The sequence below is a fragment of the Thermoleptolyngbya sp. PKUAC-SCTB121 genome (genome assembly GCF_016919485.1).
GTDB lineage: Bacteria > Cyanobacteriota > Cyanobacteriia > Elainellales > Elainellaceae > Thermoleptolyngbya > Thermoleptolyngbya sichuanensis.
Map to the genome: position 1 here is coordinate 5,408,301 of NZ_CP070366.1, position 23,649 is coordinate 5,431,949.

Here is a 23,649-nt window from a genome sequence, read left to right on the forward strand (position 1 = left end):
CAGTCACAGAATTAGGGGCTTGGCGAATCTGGTTGCGCTGGGCTAGAACGGGGAAGGACTGTAATGGTCTGGACGTAGGTCGGGGCAGATTCCGGGTTCAAGGAAGAAATGCCGTCTGCCACCAGCCAACACTCCAGTTGATAGACCCCCGGTTCGGCTGGAAAGGCAGCCTGTCCGATGGCAATGGTTGCCCCACCGGGCTGCGTTCGACCAGAGACAAAAAGTTGATTGCCAATTCGGGGCGTTTTGTCTTTGCCCTTTGCATCATAGAATCTCAGTCGGATTTTCGCTTCCCCCATTTTTTCGATGCCCGTTTGATAGCCAAACCAGGGCGATGTCCCCGTATTGCGGAGGGCAAGTTTCAAAAGTCTTCGCTGACCCGAGCGAACCCTGGGGCGATCGCCCACAGGCACTTCATCTCCATCCAGCTCGATCCAGTGCAGGCTTTCTGCCGTGCCTTGAAATCCTGCTAGATAGGTTTTTCGATCCCGAATCGGTTTGTTGAACTTGGCAAGCAAATTTCTGGTGTGGCGCTCGATTTTACTATCTTGCAACGCCCACAATCGTCCATTGCGCTCTGTGGCGGGCATTGGGCTGGCTTTCCAGTTTGTTTGAGTGAATGCCCCAATGGTTTGAATGAGGGTTGAAAGAATCAGGCTGATGAGAAACAGCGCCAAGACAAATCGTGCGCCCTGCCAGTTGCGCCTCAGCTTGGGGGCGAGATCTGCCAAAAAGTAAGCGATCAAAAAACAAGAAATGGGCAACGTGTCTGCTAAGAAGCGCGGCCCAAAAGAGTCGTTTCCACCCAGCCAAATTAAGTAGAAGCTATATTGCAAGTAAAGCAGGAAAACGCTGACCATCAGGCACAAAAGCAGCCATTCATCCCGACGGTTTTCCCGCTTCCACCTTTGCAGCAGGCGATAAGCTCCCGGAATTGCAAACAGCAGCACGGGCGAGAAGACCAGAATCCCGTTACTAGGGCTGAGCAGCAGTCCTAGAGACCCTCTTCTAAATTGCTCGAACGTCCAAGAATAGGAAGACGGGTGCTTCTCGATGTATGAAATATATCCACCAACGATCAGGTTGCCCCAGCCAAAATAGTAGAGGTTCCAGCCTAAGTGAAACAATACGCTCGGTAATCCTAGCAAAAAGAAGACAGCTTCTTTGCGATAGGCAATAACTACGTACAGAAAAATAACGGCTGAAAACAAAGCGCTGGTGATTCGAGCGCTAGGTAGAATGCCGCAAAAAAATCCTGCCAAAAACAGCAGCAGCCTGCGGTTTTTTCCCTCACCATGCTCTACTTTGAGCAAACACAGCAGAATCCCCGAAAGCAGCAAGTTAGAAATGGTGTGCTGGCGCAAATCCTGTGAGCAAATGGGCCAGATTCCGGTGGCAAAGGCAAATACAAAGGTAGAAACTGCTGCCACGCTGGGACTGAATTTGAGGCGGGTGCTGAGATAAAAGAAAACAACCGTCAAAGCAGTGGAAATGGTCGCGGCAAACTTGCTAAATCCCTGCCGATACGCTGCAAAGTCTTCGCTAGCAACGTCAGGAAACCCGGCTGGAAAAAGGTTGAAAACGCCGCCCGTGATTCCGTCCAAAAAAGCAGCCAGCTTGAGCGCAAAATAATAGAGAACGGCGAGGGGAAACGTGACCAGTGCTGACCCAATGGGAAACCGAGAAGATAAATGACCCGTTGATGACTCTACAAAGTAAAACGGGATGCCGCCGCCGCGATATAGATAGCCATCTCGAAACGCATCAAAGTTTAGGCTGTGGTTTTGCAGCCAGTTGAATCCCAAAAGCGTGTTGGTCACGTTGTCGCTGGAGTTCAAATCCACGCGGCCATTCATGGTGTAGACAAATACGCAGGCCCAGAAGATTGCCAGACTGGTTGCTGCAACCGGACGCTGTGCAGCGGCCTGTCGGAGGCGATCGCCCACCGTCATCCACTTTGTGACCAGACGCTCGACAAAGGACACTTGCTCTTCCTTCTTGACCAGACCGCAACACAGAGAGCTCCAAACCAAAAATTTAAGTTCGGATCAGCCCAATCTCACACAGGCTAACATTCTAGCGGTAAGGGAGCCGTCCCGTTAAGCCGATGCGCCGTCGCCTGTATTGTCTAGACCGCCGCTTTGAAACACGTGCCCAATCACCGCTTCGACGGGCGGATCGGTGACCGTGAGATCGGCAATGTCTAGCTCCGCCAGCAGCCGCGAGAGGAACTGAGTCAGCGCTTCCTGGGGCACGATGAAATGGGCTACGCGGCCCTCGATCGCTTTCAGGTGTCCGAAGCGTTCTAGAACCTGGGGCTGTGGGTCTTGCGCCAGTTCTATCGTCACCTCGCGGCAGGGGGAAAACTGCTGCAGCAGTCCGTCCAGGCTGCCATCATAAATCAGCTTGCCCTGATGAATCATCAGCACGCGGCGACAGAGGGCGGTGATGTCGGCCATGTAGTGACTCGTCAGCAGCACAGTGGCCTGAAACTGCTGGTTGTATTTCCGCAAAAAGTCGCGCACGCTGCTCTGGGCATTCACATCCAGCCCCAGCGTCGGCTCGTCCAGAAATAGCACCTTGGGCTGGTGAATCAGCGCCGCCAGCAGTTCCGCCTTCATCCGTTCCCCCAGGGAGAGCTTGCGGACGGGCTGGGTTAACTGGCGATCCAGCGATAGCATCTCGCTCAGTTCTCCCAGGCGGCGGCGAAATTCTGCTTCGGGGATGCCGTAGACGGCGGCGTTGATCCGCAGCGAGTCCAGCGTGGGCAAATCCCAGATTAACTGCTGCTTTTGCCCCATGACCAGCGTAATTTTTTGCAAAAAGCCCGCTTCGCGCCGATAGGGGACGTGCCCCGCCACCGAGATGCGCCCGCTGGAGGGATGGATTAGCCCAGTCAGCATCTTTAACGTGGTGGTTTTGCCTGCGCCGTTGGGGCCGAGGAACCCGACAAATTCGCCCGGTTCAATCGAAAAGGACACGTCCTGAACGGCGGGGATGTTGCGGTAGGTGCGCCGAAAGAAGTGGGTCAGCGTGCCCTTAAGTCCTGGCTCTTTGACCGCGACGGGGTAGAACTTGCTGAGGCGATCGACGGTGATGATAGACATAGGGTGGGACGGGGAGTGGGCAAAGCGGCGGGGAGTCGCGCAAGCTGTTCAAGCAAATGATGGATGGTGCGTCGGTGGCTTCTCTCTACAATACAGGCTCGATAATACAAGCTTGATTTGGCATCGGGGGCTGTGGGCGAGATTGCAGAGTGACGGACGGTTTTTGGGGAAGGCGCTAGGGCCGCGGTTTTTCAGAGTGGGTTGGAAAAGTGGTGGGGGCGAGGTTACTGTGGAGGCGAGTTCATCTTTCGTTACTCGTTACCCGACCTTTGAGGAACTTCCTGCCATGTCTCGACCTGTTCTATACGTTGCGGTTACGAATCACGGGTTTGGGCATGTGACGCGGACGGCGGCCGTGGTGGCAGAGATTCAGCGGCGCAGCCCGGAGATTTTGCCCATCATGGTGACGACGGCTCCGCGCTGGCTGCTGGATTCTTACCTGGAGGGCGAGTTTTTGCATCGCCCCAGAGCTTTTGACGTGGGTGTGGTTCAGCCCGACAGCCTGACGATGGACTTGCCCGCCACGCTGGCCAAGCTGAAGGAAATCCGCGATCGCGCTTCATCCATCATCGCCAGCGAGGTCAGTTTCATTCGCCAAAATCGCGTGGGGCTGGTGCTGGGCGATATTCCCCCGCTGGCCGCGCCGATCGCCCGTGCCGCTGGCGTGCCCTGCTGGATGGGCAGCAATTTTGGTTGGGACTATATCTATCGCGCCTGGGGCGGCGAGTTTGCGGCTATTGCCGACTGGATTGGCGAGTGCTTTGCCCAGTGCGATCGCCTGTTTCGGATGCCGTTTCATGAACCCATGAGCGCGTTTCCCGTCGTGCAGGAGGTCGGCCTCACCGGCGGCAGCCCCCGCCATAACCCAGACGACCTGCGGAGCAAGTTCAACCTGACTGCGCCAAAAGAGAAGACGGCGCTGCTCACCTTTGGCGGGCTGGGGCTGGCAGACATTCCGTATCACAACCTGACGCGCTTCCCCGACTGGCAGTTCATCACCACCGACAAGCACGCTCCTGACCTGCCCAACCTGGTGAACGTGGGCGGCACTGCCTTTCGCCCGGTGGACTTTATGCCGCTGTGTGGGCGCGTCGTGTCGAAACCAGGCTATGGGACTTTTTCGGAAGCCTGCCGCCTGGATGTGCCGATTGTCAGCCTCACCCGCGACGACTTTGCCGAAGCGGCCTGCCTGCTGGCGGGGATTCGTCGCCACTGCGTTCACAGCATCATCACCCCCGCCGAATTTACCGAAGGCGATTGGGACTTTTTGCGAGCGCCGCTGCACCCGCCAGAAACCGACCTGCCGCTGGACAAGACCGGCAATGAGGCGATCGCCCAAGCAGTCATAGACTATTTGGGGGGCTAGTTGGGGAAGGCAGGAGCCGTTGGATAATGGAGAACAGGGAGATAACTTCGGGCGATCGCCGATCTCCCGGTTGCCGAATCTTGCTGAATCTTGCTGAAGCTCTGCAATTCCCCTCTACTTCCCATGCATACCCTGCCCCCCGGCACTTTTGGACTCCCCTTTCTCGGCGAGACGCTCAACTTCTTTACCGATCCCAACTTTGCCCAAAAGCGCCATGAACAGTATGGCGACCTGTTCAAAACGCGCCTGTTGGGGAAGCCGACGATTTTTATGCGGGGCGTGGAAGCGAATCAGTTTGTGCTGAGCAACGAAAACACGTACTTTAGCGTGGACTGGCCGCCCAGCACCAAGGCGCTGCTGGGGAAACTGTCTCTGGCGCTGCAAACCGGGCACGAGCACCAGTCTCGCCGCAGGCTGCTGGCTCAGGCTTTTATGCCGCGAGCGTTGTCGGGCTATATCAGCACAATGGAAGCCATCACGCAGCGCTATACCCAGCGCTGGCAGCAGCAGGGCCAGCTAACGTGGTATCCCGAACTGCGAAACTACACGCTGGATATTGCCTGCAAGCTGTTGGTGGGGCTGGACAAGGGTTCCCAAACTCGCCTAGGGCACGTTTTTGAAACCTGGTGTCAGGGTTTATTTTCAATTCCGCTCAATGTGCCGTGGACGGCATTTGGCAAGGCCAAGCGGGCGCGGCGGCTGCTATTAGAAGAAATGGAGCAAATTATCCGCGATCGCCAGCAGAGACTCTCTCAGTCCCTCAATTCCTCAGATGGGCCAGAGTCAGACGGGTCAGAGGCTAGCGACGCGCTGGATTTGCTGATTCGCGCCCGCGACGAAGACGGGCAGGGCCTCAGCCTGGAAGAGCTAAAGGATCAAGTCTTGCTGCTGTTGTTTGCAGGGCATGAAACCTTGACCTCGGCGATCGCCTCCTTTTGCCTGCTCACGGCCCAGTCGCCCGACGTGCTAGACAAACTGCGGGCCGAGCAGCGCGGGTTTGACCCAGCCGCGCCGCTGAGCCTCGATTTGCTGAAACAAATGACCTATCTAGAGCAAGTGTTGCGAGAGGTGCTGCGGCGTATTCCCCCGGTCGGCGGCGGCTTTCGCACAGTGCTGCAAGACTGTGCTTATGGTGGCTACACCATCCCCAAAAACTGGAGCGTGCTGTATCAAATTGGGCCGACGCACCAAGATGCATCCCTCTATCCCCAGCCAGAGCAGTTTGACCCAGAGCGATTTAGTGCTGCCCAACTGGGCGATCGCTCGGCCGATCAGCAGCGCTACGGATACGTGCCCTTTGGCGGCGGCATCCGCGAGTGTTTGGGCAAGGAATTTGCTCGGCTAGAAATGAAGATCTTTGCCACCCACCTGCTGCGGCATTGGCAATGGACGCTGCTGCCCGACCAAGACTTGAGCATGGTGATTGTCCCCACGCCCCACCCCCGCGACGGGCTGCGGGTGGCGTTTGTGGCACGGGAGGCAGGCTGATGGCGGCTTCTCCCCCGTTTATCGTCATCAACGGCCAGCAGCAGCTTTCTCTTGCCCAGGCGGTGCGATATTTGCAGGCAGCGGGCAAGCTGGACGAAATGATTGGCGAAATCCTGCGGCAGTTTGTGCTGGATCAGGCATTGGGCGATCGCGCTGCGGGGCAGCCAACCGGGGCAGCGGTGGAGGCGGCGATCGCCCACTTTCGCCAGCAGGCAGATTTGACCGATCCCCTCGCGTTTCAGACTTGGTTGGAGTCTCAAGGGCTGGATGCAGAAGCCCTGCAAACCCAGACCCAGCGAGAACTCCAGCTTCGCCAACTGCGCGATCGCCTGACGGAGCCGCACCTGTCGCAATATTTCATTGAGCGCAAGCTGGATTTGGATCAGGTTGTGCTGTCGCGGCTGGCGGTGGGCGATCGCGATCTGGCAGAGGAGCTATATCAACAATTGCTAGAGGGCGCAAGTTTCGAGACCCTGGCGCAGGACTATTCCCAAACGGGCGATCGCCTGTTCAATGGAATGCTGGGGCTACTCAGCCGGGGCAGCCTGCCCGATGCCCTCCGCGCTGCCGTGGATGCGGCCACTCCTGGCGATGTGCTGCCGCCGCTGTTTATCGAGCAAGAAAACCTGTGGTGCGTCTTCCGGCTGGATCGCGTCCTGCCTGCCACACTCGACCACCCCGAAGTGCTGGAAACCCTGCGGAATGAGCTATTCGACCAGTGGATCATGCGGCAGCTCGATGGGCTGGATATTGAGGTGTTGGTGGGAGAGTGAGGGGTTTGGATTTTGGATTTTGGGTAGGCGGGCAATCTAAAATCGCCAATCTAAAATCCCCAACCTAAAATCGCCAATCTAAAATCGAGATCGCGATGCAGCTTCATCCCGGCTTCTGTCCTGGTCTTTCTTCGGGCATTCCCAGCGTGGCGATCGCCGCGATGCCCAAAATCGACACCAGCAAGCCTGTTGAACCCAGCGTGGTGCTGCCCAAGGCTAGGATCAGGCTGAGCGCCAGGACAATCCAGCGATTGGGATGGCGAAGCTGGCGAATGGCGTTGACGAGTAAGTAAATAAACAGCGCAGGCAGGGCAAAGGTCAGCCAGCGTTCGGGAATCTGGAGACCAACGACGCAGCCGAGCCAGGTTCCTGCCACCCACGCTCCCCAGCAGCAGCAGTGCATCCCCAAATAATAGGCAAATGGGCGCTGCGGGTCAGACATTTCCAGGGCAAAAACTTCATCCACCAGCCCGTGGCAGAGCAGCCAGCGCTGCCAGGTGGGGAACTGGGCATAGCGATGACGGGCGATCGCCAGGCTCATGGGCACATGGCGCAGGTTCATCACCAGCACGGTGATCCCGATGCTCAGCGCGGCTAGCCCCTGCCGCAAGCCTTCTACGGCCGCAAACTGGGACGCGCCTGCAAAGATCCAGGCCGACATACCCAGGGTCGCTTCCACCGATAGCCGGGCCTGGATGGCGATCGCCCCAAAGCTGACAGCCGTGGGCAAAAATCCGGCTACAATTCCCAGCGCCCGCGTCCCGCCGCGCAAAAACTCTCGCATGTTTGCTTCTCCGGTTGGTTCAGGACTGACGCACTTGCGATAAGTTTTCTGGGTTGTGGAGGATTTTTCGCGGGCGCAGCCCGCGAAAAATCCTCCAACTGCGTAAGTCCTATGGTTGTTCATTGGCTTAACTTTTGGCTTAACAGCGGCAACGGCGGTGGTGTTACAGGGGGGCGATCGCTAGACTAAGGCCATCAGCAACCAGTTCTCGAACCCCCCGAAACTTATGAGAAATACTCATCCTGACTACAGTTGGCTGTTTCGGTTTGCGGTGCGCGTGTTGAAATACTTTCTTCTAACGCTGTTTGGAATTTTGGTAGCAATTGTGCTGTCAAAGGTTTTAGTGATTGCCCCTCTCCTGCATCTCTTGATGAGCATTTTGGATGCTGCTCTGTTCAAGACGATAGGGTTGGTCTTTTGCCTGATGGCGATCGCCGTGGTGGTGGAGTCGATTCGCTAGGAGCCGTCCATCGCCCGCTGCACTTTGGCGACCTGCTTGGGCGCGTCTGTTTTTTGGAAGAGGGCGATTGCCGCCTGAAAGCTTTCTTCGCTGCGGTGGGTGTCGCCCATTGCCCGATAGGTCAGCCCTTGCTGGTAGTAGGCTTCGGCCAGGTCATACTTTGCGCCCACGTCCCGCAGGTATTGAATCGAAGCCTGATGTTTTGCAACGGCCTGGTCATAGCGTCCCTCTTCGGTGTCGAGTGCGGCATCTCCATAGAGCGCCTTGGAGGTGGCTTGTCCGTAAGCGCTGCGTTCTCCAAAATCTAGCACGCGATGATAGAGCAGGCGCGACCGCTGAATTTCGCCCAGTTCCCGGTAGGTCAGCCCCAAGAAAAACAGGCGATATTCCGTCACCCAGCTTGGCAATTGGTGATCGCCCAGTTGTTCGACGGCTGTGTAGAGGTCATCTGCAATGTTTCGCGCTGCCTTGCGATTCCCCAGCCGCAGGTGGAGATAGGCAATGTAAAACAAGACCGACCTGCGGTAACGGGCATCGGTCAGCGGTTGGCAAAGCTGCTCGACCTGGCTATGGGCCGCCATGCCCGCTTCGTATTCGCCTAGGGCAATCTGGCAGATGCCAATGGTCAGCAGGGCGTTGATTTCCACCAGCCGCAGCTTGAAGGCCGTATCGTCGTCTGGGGGCGTTTGCAAGACCGATTGGGCGATCGCCCGCGCTTTTTGGCAGCATCTCACCGCCTCGTGGATATTATCAGACGAATAGTAGTAGACCGCGCCCAAAATGCCGTAGAGTCTGGCGCGGCGATAGCTGTCGGGGAGCCGATCCACCACCGCCAGGATCACCTCCTCCGCCTGACTCAGTAGCCCCCGCTTGTAGAGCGATCGCCCCAGCGATTCGTTTGTGCCCCAGCGGTTGGGTCGCTTTTGAATAATCACGTCCGCCGCTGCCTCGTGGTCGCCCCGGTCGATGTAGTGATAGTAGGCTTCCAGCGCCGTTTGCACATCGTCTTGCGTGATGATGGTGGTCACCCGCTCGGTCCAAAATTCTGCGGCGTGGCGGTGGGCCGTGGCATAGTCGGGGGTGCTGGCCAGCCGATCGAGCGCCTGGGCGCGAATCACTGGATGCAGCCAGTAGCGCTCCTGTTCGCACTCCACCAGCGATCGGTCTTGCAGCGCTCGAACCACGCGGCGATGGCGGCTCTCTGGCACGTCCCACAGCAGGCAAAATAGCCCTTCTATCGGCACCGTCGGCACGTCCTGATAGCGATAGCAGCCCATGCGACACAGCAGGTTATAGGCATCGGGCGATAGCTCTTGCAGTCGGTTGAACTGCTGGTTGACCTGGTCTTCTAGCTCGCAATGGCTCAGCAGGTTGGTCTGGTTGACCCGCCAATAGGCCGCCACATCCCCCGCAAAATCTTCGGCGATGCTGCTGCCGATTAGATCCATGCTTTTGGCATTGCCGCCGTGGGCCCGGTGTAGCGCCTGCATCGCAGGGGTATCGACACAGCGCAGCCCGCGATTTTGAAACACCTTTTCCCAGGCGGGCAGGGCTAGCCCCCGCAGCGGATAATGCTGCACCGACACCATATATTCGTGCAGGCGTTCGCGGCTGGTGATCAGCGTTGTAGACTGCACCGACGGGTCGGCCAGCACGTTGAGCAACTCCACATAGCGGCGATGTGGCTCGATAAAGCGTCCGTCCGGGTCGAGGGCGGGTTCCAAGTTGTCGATCAAAATGCCGAGGCGATTCCCGTAGGGATCGCTTTGCGAATCGCCCTGGAGCTTGCGCTTGAGCCGATCCAGCGACACGAAAAACTCGCGGCCCGGTTCTTCGCCCAACTGCCGCAGCTTTTCCTCCAGCAGCGCCTCAACCGGGGCAATGTCCTTGGTGGCCTTGGCAATGGGGAATTCCAGCACTGCGCCAAACTTTTGCTGGAGATAGTTTCGCGCCAGCGTCGTTTTGCCAATGCCCGCCCGCGCCTGGATCACGATAATCTTGAAGCCCCGGCTCAGGAGTCCGTCTAGGTCGGCGATCGCCTCTTCCCGCCCGACGAAGTTGGGATCGGTCGCGGCTTCGTCAGCAACTGCCTGGGCCGATTGGTGGTCGTCGGGTTGCAGCGTCAGCCCAAAGGCGCGAAACAACTGTTCGAGCGATCGCGCATCGACCCCGCGCAGTTGGTCGCGCTGCTGGTCGAGCCAGGGCCGCAGAATGCGAGAAATGGTTTCCGGCGAGAGGTATTCCGCCGTGTGCCCGTTGGGGTTTCCAGGCTCGGTGCAGCGGGCAATTGCCGCGTAGGTGGGGCGATCGCCCGGAAACCGAAGGCACACAGCCTGCCAGATGCGGTCAAATCCCGTTTGGGTTAAGATGCGTCCCCGCTCACGCCGTGATAATACAGCCATGCCTGTAGACAGAATCAGCCATCCAACCGACCAAACGCTTTAGCAAGTGAACCCTTGGTTCACGGAGCCACCCACACCATTGCGTCAATATTCCCATGCTTTTTGGGAAATACTGAAAACTTCTTCCCTGAATCTTTATACTCAGGTTCGACCGTCCCCTATGCTGACTAGCAGCAACCCTTCGTCTCAGAGTCTCTGCCGTTAGCCCCGTTAGCCCCTCTAGATCCTCCCAATCTCCAACGCTTGGTGTTTCTCATGGTGAAGCTGAGCCACGTCGTTCCCTTTGGGCGATCGCTCGCCGAGTATCGCCTGATGTTTAACCTGACCGACCTCGACCTGTCCCGCGACATTTTGGACGCGGGCGGCGGCCCGGCCAGCTTCAACGCCGAGATGCACCAGTTGGGGTATCGGGTCATCTCCATCGACCCGATTTATCAATTCAGCGGCGCGGAAATCGAGCAGCGATTCTACGCCTGCGCCAGCGACATCATTCGCCAGGTGAAAGACACGCCCGATGGCTGGGTATGGGGCTATCACCAGTCGCCGGACGACCTGCTGCGGAACCGCGAAACGGCGCTGCGGCGGTTTTTGGCAGACTATGACCAGGGCAAGGCCGAAGGACGCTATCTCGTAGGCGAGTTGCCCGATCTGCCGCTGAGCGATCGCCCCTACGACCTGATGCTCTGCTCTCACCTGCTGTTTCTCTATTCCAACCATCTCAGCCTGGAGATGCACTGCCGCTCTATCGCCGCCCTGATGGTGCGGGGGCAAGAACTCCGGATCTTTCCGCTGCTGACCCTGGAACGAGTGCGATCGCCCCACCTCGAACCCGTCTGCGAAGTCCTCACCGACTTGGGCTATTACGTGGAAATCGTCCCGGTGTGCTACGAACTGCAAAAAGGCGGCAATGAGATGCTGCGGGTAACACGGCTGGCGGTCTAGTCGGTCGCAAATGATGCGAATGATTGAGAGAGGACTTATGCAGTTGGACTTATGCTGTTGGACAATTTCTCGCGGGCGCGGCCCGCGAGAAATTGTCCAAAATCCAGAGAGCTTATCGCAAGTGCGTCAGTCCTGTGAGAGATGAACGGAGCATCTGTTAGAGATTACAAAGAGACGACAAGCGTCCTGATGACTGATTTCCTTTTTACCTTGAGTGTTTACCTTGAGACAGATTTAGATCCATGCCCGATCCAATCCATCAGTGGTTCTCTACCCAACGCATCACCGATTCTCTGTACCTCATCACCGAGCCGCATTACTACTGGTTTAACCGGGCAAATTTGTGGCTAATTAAGGGGCGCGATCGCGATTTGCTGATCGACACGGGGCTGGGCGTACTCAGCCTGCGGGCCTATCTGGCAGATTTGCTGGACAAGCCGCTGCTGGCGATCGCCTCCCACATTCACTTCGACCACGCTGGGGGAATGCACGAGTTTGACCATCGCGCCATCCATGCGGCCGAGGCCAGCGCCCTGCGGATGGGCGACGACTACGAGGCACTGTGTACGCCGCAGCAGGGCTGGGTGCGGCAGGAGGATTTTTACCAGTTGCCCTACGAGGGCTTTACGGTGACCACCTACAGGCTGCGGGCCTGCGAGCCAACCCAGATTTTGAATGAGGGCGATGTGCTAGATCTGGGCGATCGCGCCCTGGAAGTGCTGCATCTGCCGGGCCACTCTCCGGGCTGCATCGCGCTCTACGACCCCAAAACGCAGGACTTTTTTTCCGGCGACGTGATCTACGACGGTGAACTGCTGGACGATCTGCATTGCAGCCATATCCCCACCTACCTGGCCACCTACGATCGGCTGGCGCGGCTGCCTGTGGAGACAGTCTATCCGGGGCACTACCGGATTTTTGGCAAAGCGGACTATGGGCGCATTGTGGACGAGTATCGGCGATCGCGCCGTAGTCTGGGCTGTCCGGGTGAACGGGTGCAGTCCTACGGCGGCCGGACTTAGCCATTGGCACCCTCGACAAGACCGATGCGTCACCAGGCAAAATCCGTGCTAAAACGGGGCGATAGAAAGGGGCGATGGGCAATTCGCGAAGCGATCCCTTCGAGGATCGCCCTGGCCGCTAGAATGAAATCGTCGATGGGGTCTTTGAACCTGCGGTTACGGTTGGGCCGGGTCGCCGTTTTAGCGGCACGCCTGGATTGAAGGGTCACGCAACGTCTGATGTCTGATTTGCAGCAGAAGCATCCGCCGGGAACGTCGCCGCTGGCACTGTGGTTTCGCGATACCACGGGGCTGACGGAGGAGCGCGTCCAGTTTCGCCTGCGCGGCAATCATCTGCACATTCTCTGTGAGGCGCAGCCCTGCCCCGACCGGGGGGCGATCGTGGGGCGGCTGCTGCCTGCGCTGCGGAAGGTTGACCTGAATACGCTGGTGCCCGCCGGACAGCCGACGATTTATCAAATTTATCTCTACGGTCGGCGACCCGGACAGTCGTTGCCGGACTGGTCGTTTTCGATTGATCTGCACCAGTTGGACTATCAGCTCCAGCAGTTTCTTGGGGAACAACTGCTGGCGGAAGAGTCCCCAGAGTCCTCGTCGCAGCGGGGCGGGCAGTTGGCGACGGTCAGTGCCGGATCTAGGTCTGTTTCAAAGGTTGGCTTTGGTGGGCTGCTGTCGGGCGATTCGCGTAGCGATCTCTCTGGGAATCGCTCGGTCGAAGGCGATGCGGCGCTCTCTGGGTCAACCCTGGGTCTGGCGCGGCAGGGGCATCCGGGGGCGATTCGCGAAGCGACCCCTGCGGGAATCGCCCGCTACCTGAGCGACCACCTCAGCAGCTTTGGCATATCCGTGAGGGCAACCGTCAAGCCGCTGCGCCTCGCCCCAGGGCCCGATCCCGATGCCGCACCGGAACCCCCACCCCAGCGGCTCTGGGTGCTGTGCGAGGCGAATTATTCGCTGGATTCCTCTCTGCTGGCGGAGCCGCTGGCTCAACATTTGCGCGATCTGCGGCTAGAGGGCTTTCGGGATGCGGTGGTGCGGGTGCAGGTGGCGGGCGAAAGCCAGCCTGACTGGATGCTCCAGGTCGATCTGACACCGCCCGATGCCATGCTGCGAGAGTGGGCCCGCTGGGGCGACGTGGGCAGTCTGACGCGCCTGCTCAACCCGGTGCTGGAGATGCTGGAGGGCGAGGTGTCTACCGCAACGCTGCGGGACTCGACGCTGCACCTGTTTTGTAGCCCCCTGCCCCAAAGCAGCCTTGCGCCCCATCCCCCCGACCGAGCGGCAGTGAAAGCGGGCGTGGGGGCTGTGTTGCAATCCATCGCGCCCCAGGGCATCCATGCTGCGACGGTCTACGGCCAGGTATTGCATCAGGAAACGCCGGCCTGGGTGGAATGGCTGGATTTGCCCGCCAGCCAGCAGCCGCACTTGGCAGACTCGACGCTGACCCTGGCCCAGCGGGGCGACTGGGGGGCGATCGCCTTTCTGCTGAATCGTCTGCTCAACCCCGACCTGACGCAGCAGTTGGCGACGGGCGGCATCCGTGTCCAGCTTTTGCCCAAGCCCGATGGCAGCGTACCATCGGATGCACCCACCCACGCCCAGCGCTATCTGCTGCATGTGATGAGCGATGCGCCCGTCTGTCCAGACCAGCGGCGGGTTGGCACGACGGTGGTGCGCTTTCTGCGGGATCTGAATTTGCCGCAACTGGCCGGTGTGCGGGTTTACGGGCGGCGTGCGGGACAAAAGCGGCCGCTGTGGAGCTATGGGGTGGATTTTGCGCCGCGATCGCGCGTGGTGCCAGAGCCAGCGCCAGAATTTGCGGCCACCGATGCCTATGTGGGCGACCTGCTGACCCCTGGCGGCGACCTGATCTTGCGCTCCGACGCAGATCTGCAAACCGTCTGGCAGCGCTGGTGCGATCGCCTCAGCGCGTCGATTCGGCGGGCGTTGGTGAAAACGCACCTGTTTGCTCCCACGGAGGATGCCCCCGCAGACGACTCCTCGGAAGCCTGGCGCTCGGACGGCCGCAGCTATCGGAATGGGGCCCTAGCAGCGGTGTGGGGGGCGGCAGGGCTGCTGTTGGCGGTGCAGGCAGACTGGCATCTGGCGCGACTCTTGCAGCAGCCTGAGCAAACGACCCAGCCGGATCGGTTTGTGGCGGTGGATGAGGTGCCGTCGCTGGCCTTGCCGCCAAGCCGGAACCCCTCGGCGACCGCTGCTGAAGCCGGAGCCGACGACGGGCGATTCCCACCGGGAGCGCTACGCAAATCGCCCAGCCCAGAGCCGCAGACCGAGGGCGATCGCATCTTTGATTTATCAGGCTTTACTCGCAATGAGGAAGCCGAAGGGGAGTCTAGCACCCCCAACCCGTCGCCCTCGCCAGAGGTGCAGATCTCGTCGCGATCGCTGCCCTACACGCCCGTCAGCGCGACCGAGCCGCAGACGGTGGCCGAGGTGCTGGCGGCGGGGCTGCCCTTCCCCACCTTCAATAGTCGCCAGCTCGACGAGAAGCTGATGCTCTACTACGAGCGGCTGCGGCAGACGGGCAACCCGCCCGATGTGCTGATCGTGGGTAGTTCGCGGGCCCTGCGGGGGGTTGACCCGGTGGCGCTCCAGCGGGAACTGGCGACCCTGGGCTATGCCGATGTGTCGGTGTTCAACTTTGGGGTCAACGGCGCAACGGCGCAGGTGGTGGACGCGATTTTGCGGCAGGTGCTAAAGCCCAACCAGTTGCCGAGGCTGATTCTGTGGGCCGACGGGGCGCGGGCCTTCAACAGCGGCGCGGTGGATGTCACCTACAACGGCATTGCGGTGTCGCCTGCCTATCGGGAGCTATTGGCGGGCACGCTGGCGCGACCCCAGGTGCTACCGGAGGATTTTGAAACCCCAGCGGAACCCGCAGAACCGACACCGACCCTCAACACCACGCTGCGCGACAGCTATCAAACCCTCGACCGCTGGCTGAGTCGGCAACTGGGCGATCGCTCGGCGGTGTTTGGTCAGCGCGATCGCCTTAAGGACGCGCTCCAGCAGCGGGTTCGTCCAGAGTCCCCCAGCGCCGTGTCTGCGGCCCCCCCGCCGGGCCGCAGCCCGATGCCCTCGCGGTTGCCCGCCGACTCGGCCGAGTCCCTGGTGGAGGCGGGGCGCGACCTGATCGACTTCGACGGCTTTTTGCCCCTGGCGCTGCGGTTCAACCCCGCCACCTACTACCAGGAGTATGCCCGCGTGCAGGGCCGCTACGATGGCGACTATACGGATTTTCGGATTGAGGGCGTGCAGGCGGCGGCGTTTCAGTCGGTGCTGAGGCTGGCGAGCGATCGCAATATTCCCGTCATTTTCATCAACCTGCCGCTGACGGATGAATACCTCGACCCGGTGCGCCGCCAGCACGAGCAGACCTTCCGCCAATACCTGCTGCGCGAGGATCTGGACAGCCCCAGCCTGGTTTTCCGCGACCTGGGCGAAATCTGGCTGGATCAGTACGACTATTTCTCTGACCCCAGCCATCTGAATCGCTACGGCGCGTTTGCGGTTTCTCGGCGCATTGCCCAAGACCCGATGATTCCCTGGAGCTACGCCAGAGGCAAGTAGCCCAGAAAATTAGCCCAGAAAATTAGCCCAGATATTCGCTAAATTCTTCCGAGAACTTCAATCTCGCCCTGGGGCGTAGCGCGAACGAGGACGGCTTCGCCCTCGCGGGGCACGAGGGTCGTCAGGGCGGTGATGTTGACCTGGTGGGTAACCAGCACGACCACGCCGGGGGTGTTGCGCTGATCCAGAATGAACTGCTGGAGGGCGCGGGTCTGCTGGGGTTCTGTGGTGCGATCGCCAAAAAATGAGTTCAGCACGGGGAACGGCTCCACCGGGGCCAGATCCATCAGCCGCGCTGTGTCTAGGCTGCGACACCACTGGCTCGACAGCACCCGCGCCACCGGAATCTGCCGCTGCCGAAAGGTCTCACCCAACTGCTGCGACTGCTGCTGCCCCGCTGCGTCCAGGTTGCGCTGGGTCGAGCAATCGTCGATCCGAAAGGCGGGTGGGTCGCCTGTTCCTGGGGCGCGGGCGTGGCGAAACACGCAACGAACCACGCGGTCTCAGTAAGCTGAAATCCAGAGTCGCCTGTTCCTAGGGCGCGGGCGTGGCGAAACAGCACCACGACTCCCGATTCCTGTCGCAGCAGGGCCCACAGTTCCTCGGCAGAGCGGGACGGGGATTGCACCACGAGGGGCGGCGCGGTGGGAGCGGTGGACTGGGCGATGGGACTGGGCGGTGCGGCGCTGGGCAGGGCGCTGGGCAGGGCACTGGGTGCGGGTGAACTGGCCATCGGCCCAGAGGCACAGCCCAATAGGGTGAAGGCGCTCAGCAGGGCGATCGCCCCACTCGTTACGGTCTGAACGCCCGTCGAAAATCGCCTCAGGTCAACCATTGAAATGAAAATGCTCATCCGGTGAAGATATTTAGCTGGCCCGCGGGTTCTCGCAGGCGGGAGCGGCGACTGGCGGTTTTGCTCGGCACCCGCTCGGACGACTCGGCCGGACTGGACTCGCCCCGCAGCCCTACCGCAATGTGGGAATGGCGCTCGATCTGCCCCATCACCTGCCGCGCCCGCTCGATGACCGAAGCTGGCAGCCCCGCCAGCCGACCCGCTTCGATGCCGTAGGACTTGTCTGCGCCGCCGGGCCGCACCTGATGCAAAAAGATAATCTGATCGGGCAGTTCTTTGACGACCACCTGGTAGTTGGCTACGTTAGACAGCAGCGACGCGAGTTCGTTGAGTTCGTGGTAATGGGTGGCAAAGATGGTGCGGGCGCGAATGTCGGTGGCCAGGTGTTCTGCCACAGCCCAGGCAATGGAAAGGCCATCAAAAGTGGCCGTGCCCCGCCCAATTTCGTCCAGCAGGACGAGCGATCGCGGCGTGGCGTGGTTGAGAATGTTGGCCGTCTCGTTCATCTCCACCATAAAGGTGGACTGACCCGTGGCCAGGTCGTCTACTGCACCGACGCGGGTGAAAATGCGATCGCACACTCCCAGGGTTGCCGCCGCCGCAGGCACAAAGCTGCCCACCTGCGCCATCAGTTGAATCAGCCCCACCTGCCGCAGGTAACAGCTTTTGCCACTGGCGTTGGGCCCGGTCAGAATAATCAGGTCTGGGGCGCTGTGGGTAGCCGTGGGGGTAGGCGCAGGCGCGTCGGCGGGCGGGCGCGGTGGGGGAGGGGCGATCGTCCCCCGGCTGCCCCCGGTTCCCCTGTCTGGATCTCCAGACCCTAAGGTTGCCGAATTGGGCACGAAGAACCCGGCGGGCAGGGATTGTTCCACGACGGGATGGCGGCCGTCTACGATCGCAATCTGGCGAGACTCTGTGATGGCTGGGCGGCAATAGTTTTGATAGACCGCCACTTCGGCTAGGGAACAGAGGGCATCTAGGGCGGCGATCGCCCCCGCCACCTGGCGAATCGACTCGGATTGCTCGGCCACCTGAAGCCGCAGTGCCGTGAAGATTTCGTACTCCAGCTTATGGACGGCTTCGCGGGTCAGAAAAATCGCCGATTCCCGCTGCTTCAGTTCTGGCGTGATGTAGCGCTCTTCGTTGGTGAGGGTCTGCTTGCGGATGTAGTCGTCGGGCAGGTCGGCGCTGGCTTTGGCCCGCGAAATGCTGAGGTAGTAGCCAAAAGCTTTGGTGTAGCCCACCTTCAGGGTGGCGATGCCGGTGCGCTGGCGCTCGGTGGTTTCAAGCTCGGCGATCCACTGCTGGTCGGCCTCGATGCTCTGGCGCAGGCGATCGAGCTGGGGATTCACTCCGGGGCGGATCAGGTTGCCCTCGGTTAGGTAGAGGGGCGGCGTTTCGACCAGATGGGCCCGCAGCGTTTGCCCCAGGGTGTCCATCACGGGGGGCACGGTTTGCAGCGCGATCAGAAAGGGCGATCGCCCCACTGCCACCAGATCAGCAATCTCTGGCAGCTTGCCGAGGGAATCTGCCAGGGCCACCAGGTCGCGGGCATTGGCGGTGCCCGATCCGGCCCGCCCCGTCAGCCGCTCTAGGTCGTAGATTTGCTTGAGGACCTGCTGAAGCTGCTGGCGCAGAGTCCCCTGGTCGATCAGTTCTTGAATTGTGTCCTGCCGCGCCTGAATCGCGGATCGATCCAGCAGGGGTTGTAGCAGCCAGCGCCGCAGCGCCCGCCCGCCCATAGCCGTCACTGTGCGGTCCAGGGCCCACAGCAGGGAGCCGTGAAACGTGCCGTCGCGCTGGGTTTGGGTAATTTCCAGGTTGCGGCGGGTCTGGTGGTCGATCACCAGAAAATCGCTGAGGGTGTAGGTGTAGAGGGGCTGGAGGGGAATGCGGGTGGGGTAGGCGTGAGCTGCGGGCGGGGCGGGGGACGGGGCAGCGTTAGCTTCGGTGGGGACGGCTTCGAGCTGGCGCTCAGAGGTTTCTTCCAGGTATTGCAGCAGCCCGCCCGCCGCCCGCACCGCTAGGGGCAAATGTTCACAGCCCATGCCCTCTAGCGATCGCACGCGGAAGCGCTCCAGCAGGCGTTGGCGGGCCTCGGCTGCCTGAAACGGGGCCTGGGGCCGCAGCGTATAGCAAAACTGGGGCGGCAGTGCCTCTGGTAGGGCGGCGGCTCGGCGCGGATCGGGGATGCCGGCGCGGGGATCGGGGCGCAGAAGCCCCACCAGATCGGGGGCGTTGGTGGGCAGCAGAATTTCGGAGGGCTGGAGCCGCAGAATCTCCTGGGTCAGCCGGTCCAGCCCGCTGGCCTGGGTGGTGAGGAACTCGCCCGTCGATACATCGGCGATCGCCAGCCCCCAGTGCGTCCCAGCTATCACCACCGCTGCCAGGTAGTTGTTGCGGCGGGCGTTCAGCATTCCTTCCTCCAGCACCGTGCCGGGGGTAATCACCCGCGTTACCTGGCGCTGCACCAGCCGCCCTTGGGCATCGGCGGCATCTTCGGTCTGGTCGCAAATGGCGACGGCGTAGCCCCGCTCCACCAGTTGGGCACAGTAGCGCTCCATGGCGTGGTGGGGCACACCCGCCAGCGGCACTCGCCCCACGGTCTTGCCTGCGTCTTTGCTAGTCAGCACCAGCTCTAGCTCCTGGGCGATGGTGATGGCATCCTGAAAAAACGTCTCAAAGAAATCGCCCACCCGATACAGCAGCAGCGCCTGGGGATATTCGTCTTTCAGATCGGCGTAGTGCCGCATCATCGGCGTGAGCGCGTCGCGGTCTACCGAGCGGTGGTCGGTATAGCGCACCGTCTGCTTGATGAGCCGGTCTGGCAGGTCTCCTAGCCGTTGAGGTTCCGGCGCGTTGGGGGCAGGGGGCAGGTCGGTCATAGGCAGCGGCGGTAGGGAGCAGCGATGGGGGTCGGCGGCAGACGGATCAATCGACTGATGAAATCAACTGATGGAACCGACTGATGGAGCCGACTGATTGAAAATTTTAATCAGGGCTGGGGGAACTCGCAGCGCGGTGCGGGCTTCAAAGAGGGCAATCTAGCCTCATCATCTTGCCGGATCTATGCCGGGTTTATAGAGTGCAGATCATAAAGAGTGCGGATCAAACTGCGAATGGAGGTTCCCTTTTGACTTTATCGTATGGTTTTGCGGTGGGGGCGATCGCCCTCCAACGTTTTTACCGCCAACGTGTTTCCTGCCAAGAGGGTTGCCGCTAAGAGGGTTTCCGCCAACGTGTTTTCTGGCAAAATGGCTCCCTCCGAAATAGTTTCCGCCAACGTGTTTCCTGCCAAGTTTCTCGCCAACCTGTTTAGCTGAGCCGGCCGCGTCTTGCGGAACGCGCCGTCTTCCTGGTGAAGCTACTCAATCTGCAAGCCCCCTACAGACTCGACGGAGCCTCATGATGAACCCCAACCCCCAGTCTTCCGCTCGCCTGGCCCTGCACCGATTCAGCCTGGGTCTGCTGGTTGTGGCCGCGGTCTCTTGCCAGGTGCAGTCGCCGCCCGTGCCGCCCCCCGGTGGGACAGGAACGCCGACGGGGCAGCCCTCGCCCATTTCGGCTGCACCAGAATCGGGACTCTATCGCAGCGATCGCTTTGGGTTCCAGTTTGCCTATCCTGCCGACCAGTTTGTGGCCCACGGCGAAACCGAGTTTCCGCCGGAGGTCGTGGCCCGCGAAGCCGTGCAGATCTGGACGATTGACCATGACCGCGCCATCCAAGCAGGCGAATATGAGGGCGGCACGGAGTATCCCGCTAATGTTAGCGTCACCGTCCAGCCCAACCCAGAGGGACTCTCTGCCACCGACTGGATCGCCCAGAGCGATTGGTTTACAGACGTGCGTGAGGTTCAGGAAGTCACCGTGGCGGGGCAGCAGGCGATCGCCTTTCGCTCCAGCGGCCTCTATGACATGGAGCAGGTGCTAGTGCCCACGCCCGACGGCAAGAACTGGGTGCTGATCACGCTCAACCAGGTGGGCACGGGCGAATCCGATGCCCAGTATCGCCAGGCCTACGACCGGGCGATCGCCACCCTCCGCTTCATGCCCTAACCCCGGACTCCCAACTCCATCATGGCCGCCGCTACCTGCTGGGAAATAAACGGCAAAATCGCCTCGTTCTGGCTATGGTCGCGCCCTTCGGTGAACACCACCAGCAGGTAGGGCGGCGCATCCGGCAGTTCGATGTAGGCCGCGTCGTGGCGCACCCGGCTCATCAGCCCCGCCTTCGACCAGAGCCGCGCCGTCTGCGGCAGGCCGCCGCCCAAAAAGCCCGTCACCTGGTTTTCGGGGTCGGCGGCTAGCTCCGTGGGGTTGAGGCTGCGGTGCAGCAGGCGCATCATGGCCTGCGATCGCTCGCCGCTGACCGCCACGCCGCCCACGATGCTGTGCAGCAGCCGCGCCACGGCCTCGGTCGTCAGCAGGTTGCGATTTTCCATGAGTTCGCCATAAAAGGCCCGCTCTCGCCCGTAGGGACCATCGCACCAGGTTTTTTGATTCACATTAATTGTGTCCAGTTCTTCCCAGCCCAGAGATTTGAAATAGCGGTTCACAATATTGCGCTGATATTTCCAGGTTTCAAACGGCTCGATGGGCAGTTCGGGGCCGCTGGTGGTGCCCGTCAGCATGTCCACCACCAGCCCCGTCGCGTCGTTGCTGGAGTCCACAATCATGTCGCGGATGGCCCGATCCAGTTCGCTGGAGGGCGCGATCATGCCCTGCTCTAGCCACTCCTGCACCGCCACCAGATAAAACAGCTTGACCACGCTGGCGGGGTAAATGAGCTCTACGCCACGATAGGAATAGCCGCTGACGGGATATTGCCAGAACTGCTGGGGCGAAATTGCGCCGCCAGTGTTGACGGGAATGGGCGGTCGATACACCAGCCAGGTGAAAGCAATTTGATTGGGCGCGAGGCTGGGGAATTCGGCTCGGGTGGCGGCAAGAATGCGATCGCCCTGTGGGGCAAGCTGGTCGTCGCGCTGAAAAAACGGCATGGAGGCAAGGGGGGAGGATAGGGCAGGCTGTGGCAATTCAAGGCAGCGGACTGTGGGCGGCCTACTACAGCAGCTTATTACTACAGCGGCTTAGTATAAGAAGAGTTGAATCCAAGCAGGGTTGAGTAGGGTTCCTCTGAATTGAGGGTTTCACTGCCGATCGAGTGCTAAAGCAGATTAGCCCTGCCTTATTTCCCGGTACGACATGGTTTCCCTTGCGTCTATTCAAGCTGATTTTGCGGGCGATCGCACCTTCGCCTATCAGTGTCTCGAAAATCTCAATCTTTATGACTCGCCCGCGCTCAAAGATCTGGCGACGCAAGCGGTAGCCGGACGATACCTGCGAATCTTGCCGCCGCTGCCCGATGCCAGCGCCGACCCGACCCGCAGCGCGATCTCTGTAGTGCTGTGTGAAGATGACTATCCGGGCTGGGTGGCGGTGGAAGACTTAGATCTGCTGACGGTGGCGGAGGCTCCCTATCGGGCGATCGCCCTCAGCACCGACGACATCCACGCCTGCCTCCCCCAGGTCATTGCCTTTGCTCGCCAGGCCATGGCCCAGCCCAACCACTACCTCTGGGGCGGCACAGTCGGCCCCAACTACGACTGTTCTGGGCTGGTGCAAACGGCTTTTGCCTCGGCGGGCATCTGGCTGCCCCGCGATGCCTACCAGCAGGAAGCATTTGTGCAGCCGATTCCTATGGCCGACCTCCAGCCCGGCGACCTAGTGTTTTTTGGCCGCCCCGACCGCTGCACCCACGTTGGCCTCTACCTGGGCGACGGGCAATACCTTCACAGTTCTGGCAAAGACCAAGGGCGAAACGGCATTGGCATTGATGTCCTGTCGGAACAGGGCGATGCCGTCAGCCGCGCCTACTTTAGCCAGTTTCGCGGAGCCGGCCGCGTGGTCGCCTGCTACACCAGCCGCAGAGATTAAGGTTGGGTGGGCGCAATCAGCCGTTAGCAGCTTCAATGGGTTCAATCAATCCTCCGCCCCAGACAATCCTCCGCCCCGGACATTTGGCTGCCGTACCATAAAATCATTGTCCGCATTCTGTCACTTCCTTCCTTGTTTCCTATGCGAATCGACTTCCAATCCAGCGGCGGCTTTGCCAACCTGCGGCTAGCCTACAGTGTGGATACTCGCACGCTGCGACCGGGAGAAGCCTCGGAACTAGAAGCCCTGGTGCAACAGTCTCATGTAATGGAGATGCAGCCTAGCCAGTTGGCAGCCACTAGTGCCGGGCCGCCGGATGTCATGACCTACCGTCTGGAGCTTCAGGAGGGCGATCGCCACCAGTCCCTCACCGTCACCGATCTCACTGCCCCGCCGTCGCTGCAACCGCTGCTGTCTCGCCTCCGCGACCTCGCCCTGGAGCATCGCTAGCCATGCCCTGTCGCCCCTTGTCTTCACAAGTGTCTCAGCCCGCCTGGTTGGTGTCGCTGCTCTTTGCCTCGCTGGTTCTGGGCTGTACGCCACTGGTGCCGCCGCCTGTTTCCTCTAGCCTCCCGCCTGCGCCAACAATCGTCCAGCCAGACAGCCCATTTCAACTGCCCCTGGCCGGCACAGCCACCCTGCCCAATCAGCAGACGCTCACCTTTGTGCGGGTGGAACAAGATTCGCGATGCCCCAGCGATGTAACCTGCGTGTGGCCGGGGCAGGCGGAAGTCATCGTCACGCTCAGCCAGCCGGGTCAACCGGCCCAAGACCTCTTGCTGACTCAGCGACCGGGCGACGAGGCCGCCGCTCGGTCAGTGAATGGACTGACGGTGAAGCTGATCGATCTGCTCCCCTACCCTACAACCGGCCCATCTTCCCCAGCAGACTACACGGTCACACTGCTGGTCACGCAGCCCTGAC

General features: G+C 60.5%; 21 protein-coding genes. 11 read left to right on the forward strand and 10 right to left on the reverse strand.

Translation table 11 applies throughout. The features are described 5' to 3' along the window. Nucleotides 1-11: 11 nt before the first annotated feature. Together JTM80_RS22120 and JTM80_RS22125 are read right to left on the reverse strand one after the other, a co-directional pair. Complete coding sequence (locus JTM80_RS22120; protein ID WP_205370315.1) at nucleotides 12-2,033, reverse strand: hypothetical protein; 2,022 nt, start codon at nucleotides 2,031-2,033, stop codon at nucleotides 12-14. Between the two features lie 66 nt (nucleotides 2,034-2,099). Then, nucleotides 2,100-3,107: an ATP-binding cassette domain-containing protein gene (locus JTM80_RS22125; RefSeq protein WP_205370316.1), complete on the reverse strand. Its 1,008-nt coding sequence runs from the start codon at nucleotides 3,105-3,107 to the stop codon at nucleotides 2,100-2,102. Nucleotides 3,108-3,393: 286 nt separating this feature from the next. On the opposite strand from JTM80_RS22125, the gene JTM80_RS22130 reads away from it, so the two are divergent. From JTM80_RS22130 to JTM80_RS22140, 3 genes are all read left to right on the forward strand, one after another. Further along, nucleotides 3,394-4,473, forward strand: coding sequence for a glycosyl transferase (locus tag JTM80_RS22130; protein WP_172353530.1), 1,080 nt, complete (start codon nucleotides 3,394-3,396; stop codon nucleotides 4,471-4,473). 123 nt (nucleotides 4,474-4,596) lie between these two features. Then, nucleotides 4,597-5,961 carry a cytochrome P450 gene (locus JTM80_RS22135; protein WP_172353531.1) on the forward strand — a complete coding sequence of 455 codons (1,365 nt, stop codon included), beginning with the start codon at nucleotides 4,597-4,599 and terminating at the stop codon, nucleotides 5,959-5,961. Then, complete coding sequence (locus JTM80_RS22140; RefSeq protein ID WP_172353532.1) at nucleotides 5,961-6,734, forward strand: peptidylprolyl isomerase; 774 nt, start codon at nucleotides 5,961-5,963, stop codon at nucleotides 6,732-6,734. Before JTM80_RS22135 ends, JTM80_RS22140 begins: the two co-directional genes overlap by 1 nt. A 103-nt stretch (nucleotides 6,735-6,837) precedes the next feature. Here the strand turns inward: JTM80_RS22140 and JTM80_RS22145 are convergent, their stop codons facing one another. Continuing rightward, nucleotides 6,838-7,518, reverse strand: a complete 681-nt coding sequence (locus tag JTM80_RS22145; RefSeq protein WP_172353533.1) for an AzlC family ABC transporter permease — start codon at nucleotides 7,516-7,518, stop codon at nucleotides 6,838-6,840. A gap of 226 nt (nucleotides 7,519-7,744) precedes the next feature. On the opposite strand from JTM80_RS22145, the gene JTM80_RS22150 reads away from it, so the two are divergent. Then, on the forward strand, nucleotides 7,745-7,978 hold the full coding sequence (locus JTM80_RS22150) for a hypothetical protein (protein WP_205370318.1): 234 nt from the start codon (nucleotides 7,745-7,747) through the stop codon (nucleotides 7,976-7,978). Here the strand turns inward: JTM80_RS22150 and JTM80_RS22155 are convergent. Beyond that, nucleotides 7,975-10,380, reverse strand: a complete 2,406-nt coding sequence (locus JTM80_RS22155) for a tetratricopeptide repeat protein (RefSeq protein WP_205370321.1) — start codon at nucleotides 10,378-10,380, stop codon at nucleotides 7,975-7,977. The two genes, JTM80_RS22150 and JTM80_RS22155, sit on opposite strands and share 4 nt — an antisense overlap. 255 nt (nucleotides 10,381-10,635) lie before the next feature. Here JTM80_RS22155 and JTM80_RS22160 point away from each other — a divergent pair, with 255 nt between their 5' ends. Together JTM80_RS22160 and JTM80_RS22165 are read left to right on the forward strand one after the other, a co-directional pair. Further along, entirely contained in the window at nucleotides 10,636-11,322 is a 687-nt protein-coding gene (locus JTM80_RS22160; RefSeq protein WP_172353535.1) for an SAM-dependent methyltransferase, read from the forward strand. A 242-nt stretch (nucleotides 11,323-11,564) separates the two neighbouring features. Beyond that, nucleotides 11,565-12,344, forward strand: coding sequence for an MBL fold metallo-hydrolase (locus JTM80_RS22165; RefSeq protein ID WP_172353536.1), 780 nt, complete (start codon nucleotides 11,565-11,567; stop codon nucleotides 12,342-12,344). A gap of 29 nt (nucleotides 12,345-12,373) precedes the next feature. Here the strand turns inward: JTM80_RS22165 and JTM80_RS22170 are convergent, their stop codons facing one another. Then, nucleotides 12,374-12,553 (reverse strand): hypothetical protein, encoded by a 180-nt coding sequence (locus JTM80_RS22170; protein ID WP_172353537.1) that lies wholly within the window; start codon nucleotides 12,551-12,553, stop codon nucleotides 12,374-12,376. 10 nt (nucleotides 12,554-12,563) lie between these two features. On the opposite strand from JTM80_RS22170, the gene JTM80_RS22175 reads away from it, so the two are divergent. Then, nucleotides 12,564-15,935, forward strand: coding sequence for a hypothetical protein (locus JTM80_RS22175; RefSeq protein WP_205370323.1), 3,372 nt, complete (start codon nucleotides 12,564-12,566; stop codon nucleotides 15,933-15,935). 38 nt (nucleotides 15,936-15,973) lie between these two features. Here the strand turns inward: JTM80_RS22175 and JTM80_RS22180 are convergent, their stop codons facing one another. The 4 genes from JTM80_RS22180 to JTM80_RS22195 all read right to left on the reverse strand — a co-directional run bounded on the left by JTM80_RS22180 (nucleotide 15,974) and on the right by JTM80_RS22195 (nucleotide 20,086). Beyond that, nucleotides 15,974-16,309 (reverse strand): hypothetical protein, encoded by a 336-nt coding sequence (locus JTM80_RS22180; RefSeq protein WP_205370325.1) that lies wholly within the window; start codon nucleotides 16,307-16,309, stop codon nucleotides 15,974-15,976. Continuing rightward, a complete protein-coding gene (locus JTM80_RS22185; RefSeq protein ID WP_205370326.1) occupies nucleotides 16,237-16,788 on the reverse strand; it encodes a hypothetical protein in 552 nt (183 codons plus the stop codon). Before JTM80_RS22185 ends, JTM80_RS22180 begins: the two co-directional genes overlap by 73 nt. Beyond that, a complete protein-coding gene (gene mutS / locus JTM80_RS22190) occupies nucleotides 16,785-19,673 on the reverse strand; it encodes a DNA mismatch repair protein MutS (RefSeq protein ID WP_172353541.1) in 2,889 nt (962 codons plus the stop codon). The genes JTM80_RS22185 and mutS overlap by 4 nt, the downstream gene beginning before the upstream one ends. 254 nt (nucleotides 19,674-19,927) lie before the next feature. Continuing rightward, nucleotides 19,928-20,086, reverse strand: a complete 159-nt coding sequence (locus tag JTM80_RS22195) for a hypothetical protein (protein WP_172353542.1) — start codon at nucleotides 20,084-20,086, stop codon at nucleotides 19,928-19,930. Between the two features lie 107 nt (nucleotides 20,087-20,193). On the opposite strand from JTM80_RS22195, the gene JTM80_RS22200 reads away from it, so the two are divergent. Next, complete coding sequence (locus JTM80_RS22200; RefSeq protein ID WP_172353543.1) at nucleotides 20,194-20,844, forward strand: hypothetical protein; 651 nt, start codon at nucleotides 20,194-20,196, stop codon at nucleotides 20,842-20,844. Here the strand turns inward: JTM80_RS22200 and JTM80_RS22205 are convergent. Next, a complete protein-coding gene (locus JTM80_RS22205; protein ID WP_172353544.1) occupies nucleotides 20,841-21,788 on the reverse strand; it encodes a serine hydrolase in 948 nt (315 codons plus the stop codon). The two genes, JTM80_RS22200 and JTM80_RS22205, sit on opposite strands and share 4 nt — an antisense overlap. 205 nt (nucleotides 21,789-21,993) lie before the next feature. Here JTM80_RS22205 and JTM80_RS22210 point away from each other — a divergent pair, with 205 nt between their 5' ends. The 3 genes from JTM80_RS22210 (at nucleotide 21,994) to JTM80_RS22220 (ending at nucleotide 23,648) form a co-directional block, all read left to right on the forward strand. After that, nucleotides 21,994-22,725: a C40 family peptidase gene (locus tag JTM80_RS22210; RefSeq protein WP_172353545.1), complete on the forward strand. Its 732-nt coding sequence runs from the start codon at nucleotides 21,994-21,996 to the stop codon at nucleotides 22,723-22,725. A gap of 141 nt (nucleotides 22,726-22,866) precedes the next feature. Further along, complete coding sequence (locus JTM80_RS22215; RefSeq protein ID WP_172353546.1) at nucleotides 22,867-23,175, forward strand: protealysin inhibitor emfourin; 309 nt, start codon at nucleotides 22,867-22,869, stop codon at nucleotides 23,173-23,175. 2 nt (nucleotides 23,176-23,177) lie between these two features. After that, entirely contained in the window at nucleotides 23,178-23,648 is a 471-nt protein-coding gene (locus JTM80_RS22220) for a hypothetical protein (RefSeq protein WP_172353547.1), read from the forward strand. Nucleotide 23,649 lies beyond the last annotated feature (1 nt).

Coding starts and splice junctions, on each gene's coding strand:
- JTM80_RS22125 (WP_205370316.1), bottom strand. CDS start 3,107: ATGTCTATCATCACCGTCGATCGCCTCAGCAAGTTCTACCCCGTCGCG.
- JTM80_RS22130 (WP_172353530.1), top strand. CDS start 3,394: ATGTCTCGACCTGTTCTATACGTTGCGGTTACGAATCACGGGTTTGGG.
- JTM80_RS22135 (WP_172353531.1), top strand. CDS start 4,597: ATGCATACCCTGCCCCCCGGCACTTTTGGACTCCCCTTTCTCGGCGAG.
- JTM80_RS22140 (WP_172353532.1), top strand. CDS start 5,961: ATGGCGGCTTCTCCCCCGTTTATCGTCATCAACGGCCAGCAGCAGCTT.
- JTM80_RS22145 (WP_172353533.1), bottom strand. CDS start 7,518: ATGCGAGAGTTTTTGCGCGGCGGGACGCGGGCGCTGGGAATTGTAGCC.
- JTM80_RS22150 (WP_205370318.1), top strand. CDS start 7,745: ATGAGAAATACTCATCCTGACTACAGTTGGCTGTTTCGGTTTGCGGTG.
- JTM80_RS22155 (WP_205370321.1), bottom strand. CDS start 10,380: ATGGCTGTATTATCACGGCGTGAGCGGGGACGCATCTTAACCCAAACG.
- JTM80_RS22160 (WP_172353535.1), top strand. CDS start 10,636: ATGGTGAAGCTGAGCCACGTCGTTCCCTTTGGGCGATCGCTCGCCGAG.
- JTM80_RS22165 (WP_172353536.1), top strand. CDS start 11,565: ATGCCCGATCCAATCCATCAGTGGTTCTCTACCCAACGCATCACCGAT.
- JTM80_RS22175 (WP_205370323.1), top strand. CDS start 12,564: ATGTCTGATTTGCAGCAGAAGCATCCGCCGGGAACGTCGCCGCTGGCA.
- JTM80_RS22185 (WP_205370326.1), bottom strand. CDS start 16,788: ATGAGCATTTTCATTTCAATGGTTGACCTGAGGCGATTTTCGACGGGC.
- mutS (WP_172353541.1), bottom strand. CDS start 19,673: ATGACCGACCTGCCCCCTGCCCCCAACGCGCCGGAACCTCAACGGCTA.
- JTM80_RS22200 (WP_172353543.1), top strand. CDS start 20,194: ATGATGAACCCCAACCCCCAGTCTTCCGCTCGCCTGGCCCTGCACCGA.
- JTM80_RS22205 (WP_172353544.1), bottom strand. CDS start 21,788: ATGCCGTTTTTTCAGCGCGACGACCAGCTTGCCCCACAGGGCGATCGC.
- JTM80_RS22210 (WP_172353545.1), top strand. CDS start 21,994: ATGGTTTCCCTTGCGTCTATTCAAGCTGATTTTGCGGGCGATCGCACC.
- JTM80_RS22215 (WP_172353546.1), top strand. CDS start 22,867: ATGCGAATCGACTTCCAATCCAGCGGCGGCTTTGCCAACCTGCGGCTA.
- JTM80_RS22220 (WP_172353547.1), top strand. CDS start 23,178: ATGCCCTGTCGCCCCTTGTCTTCACAAGTGTCTCAGCCCGCCTGGTTG.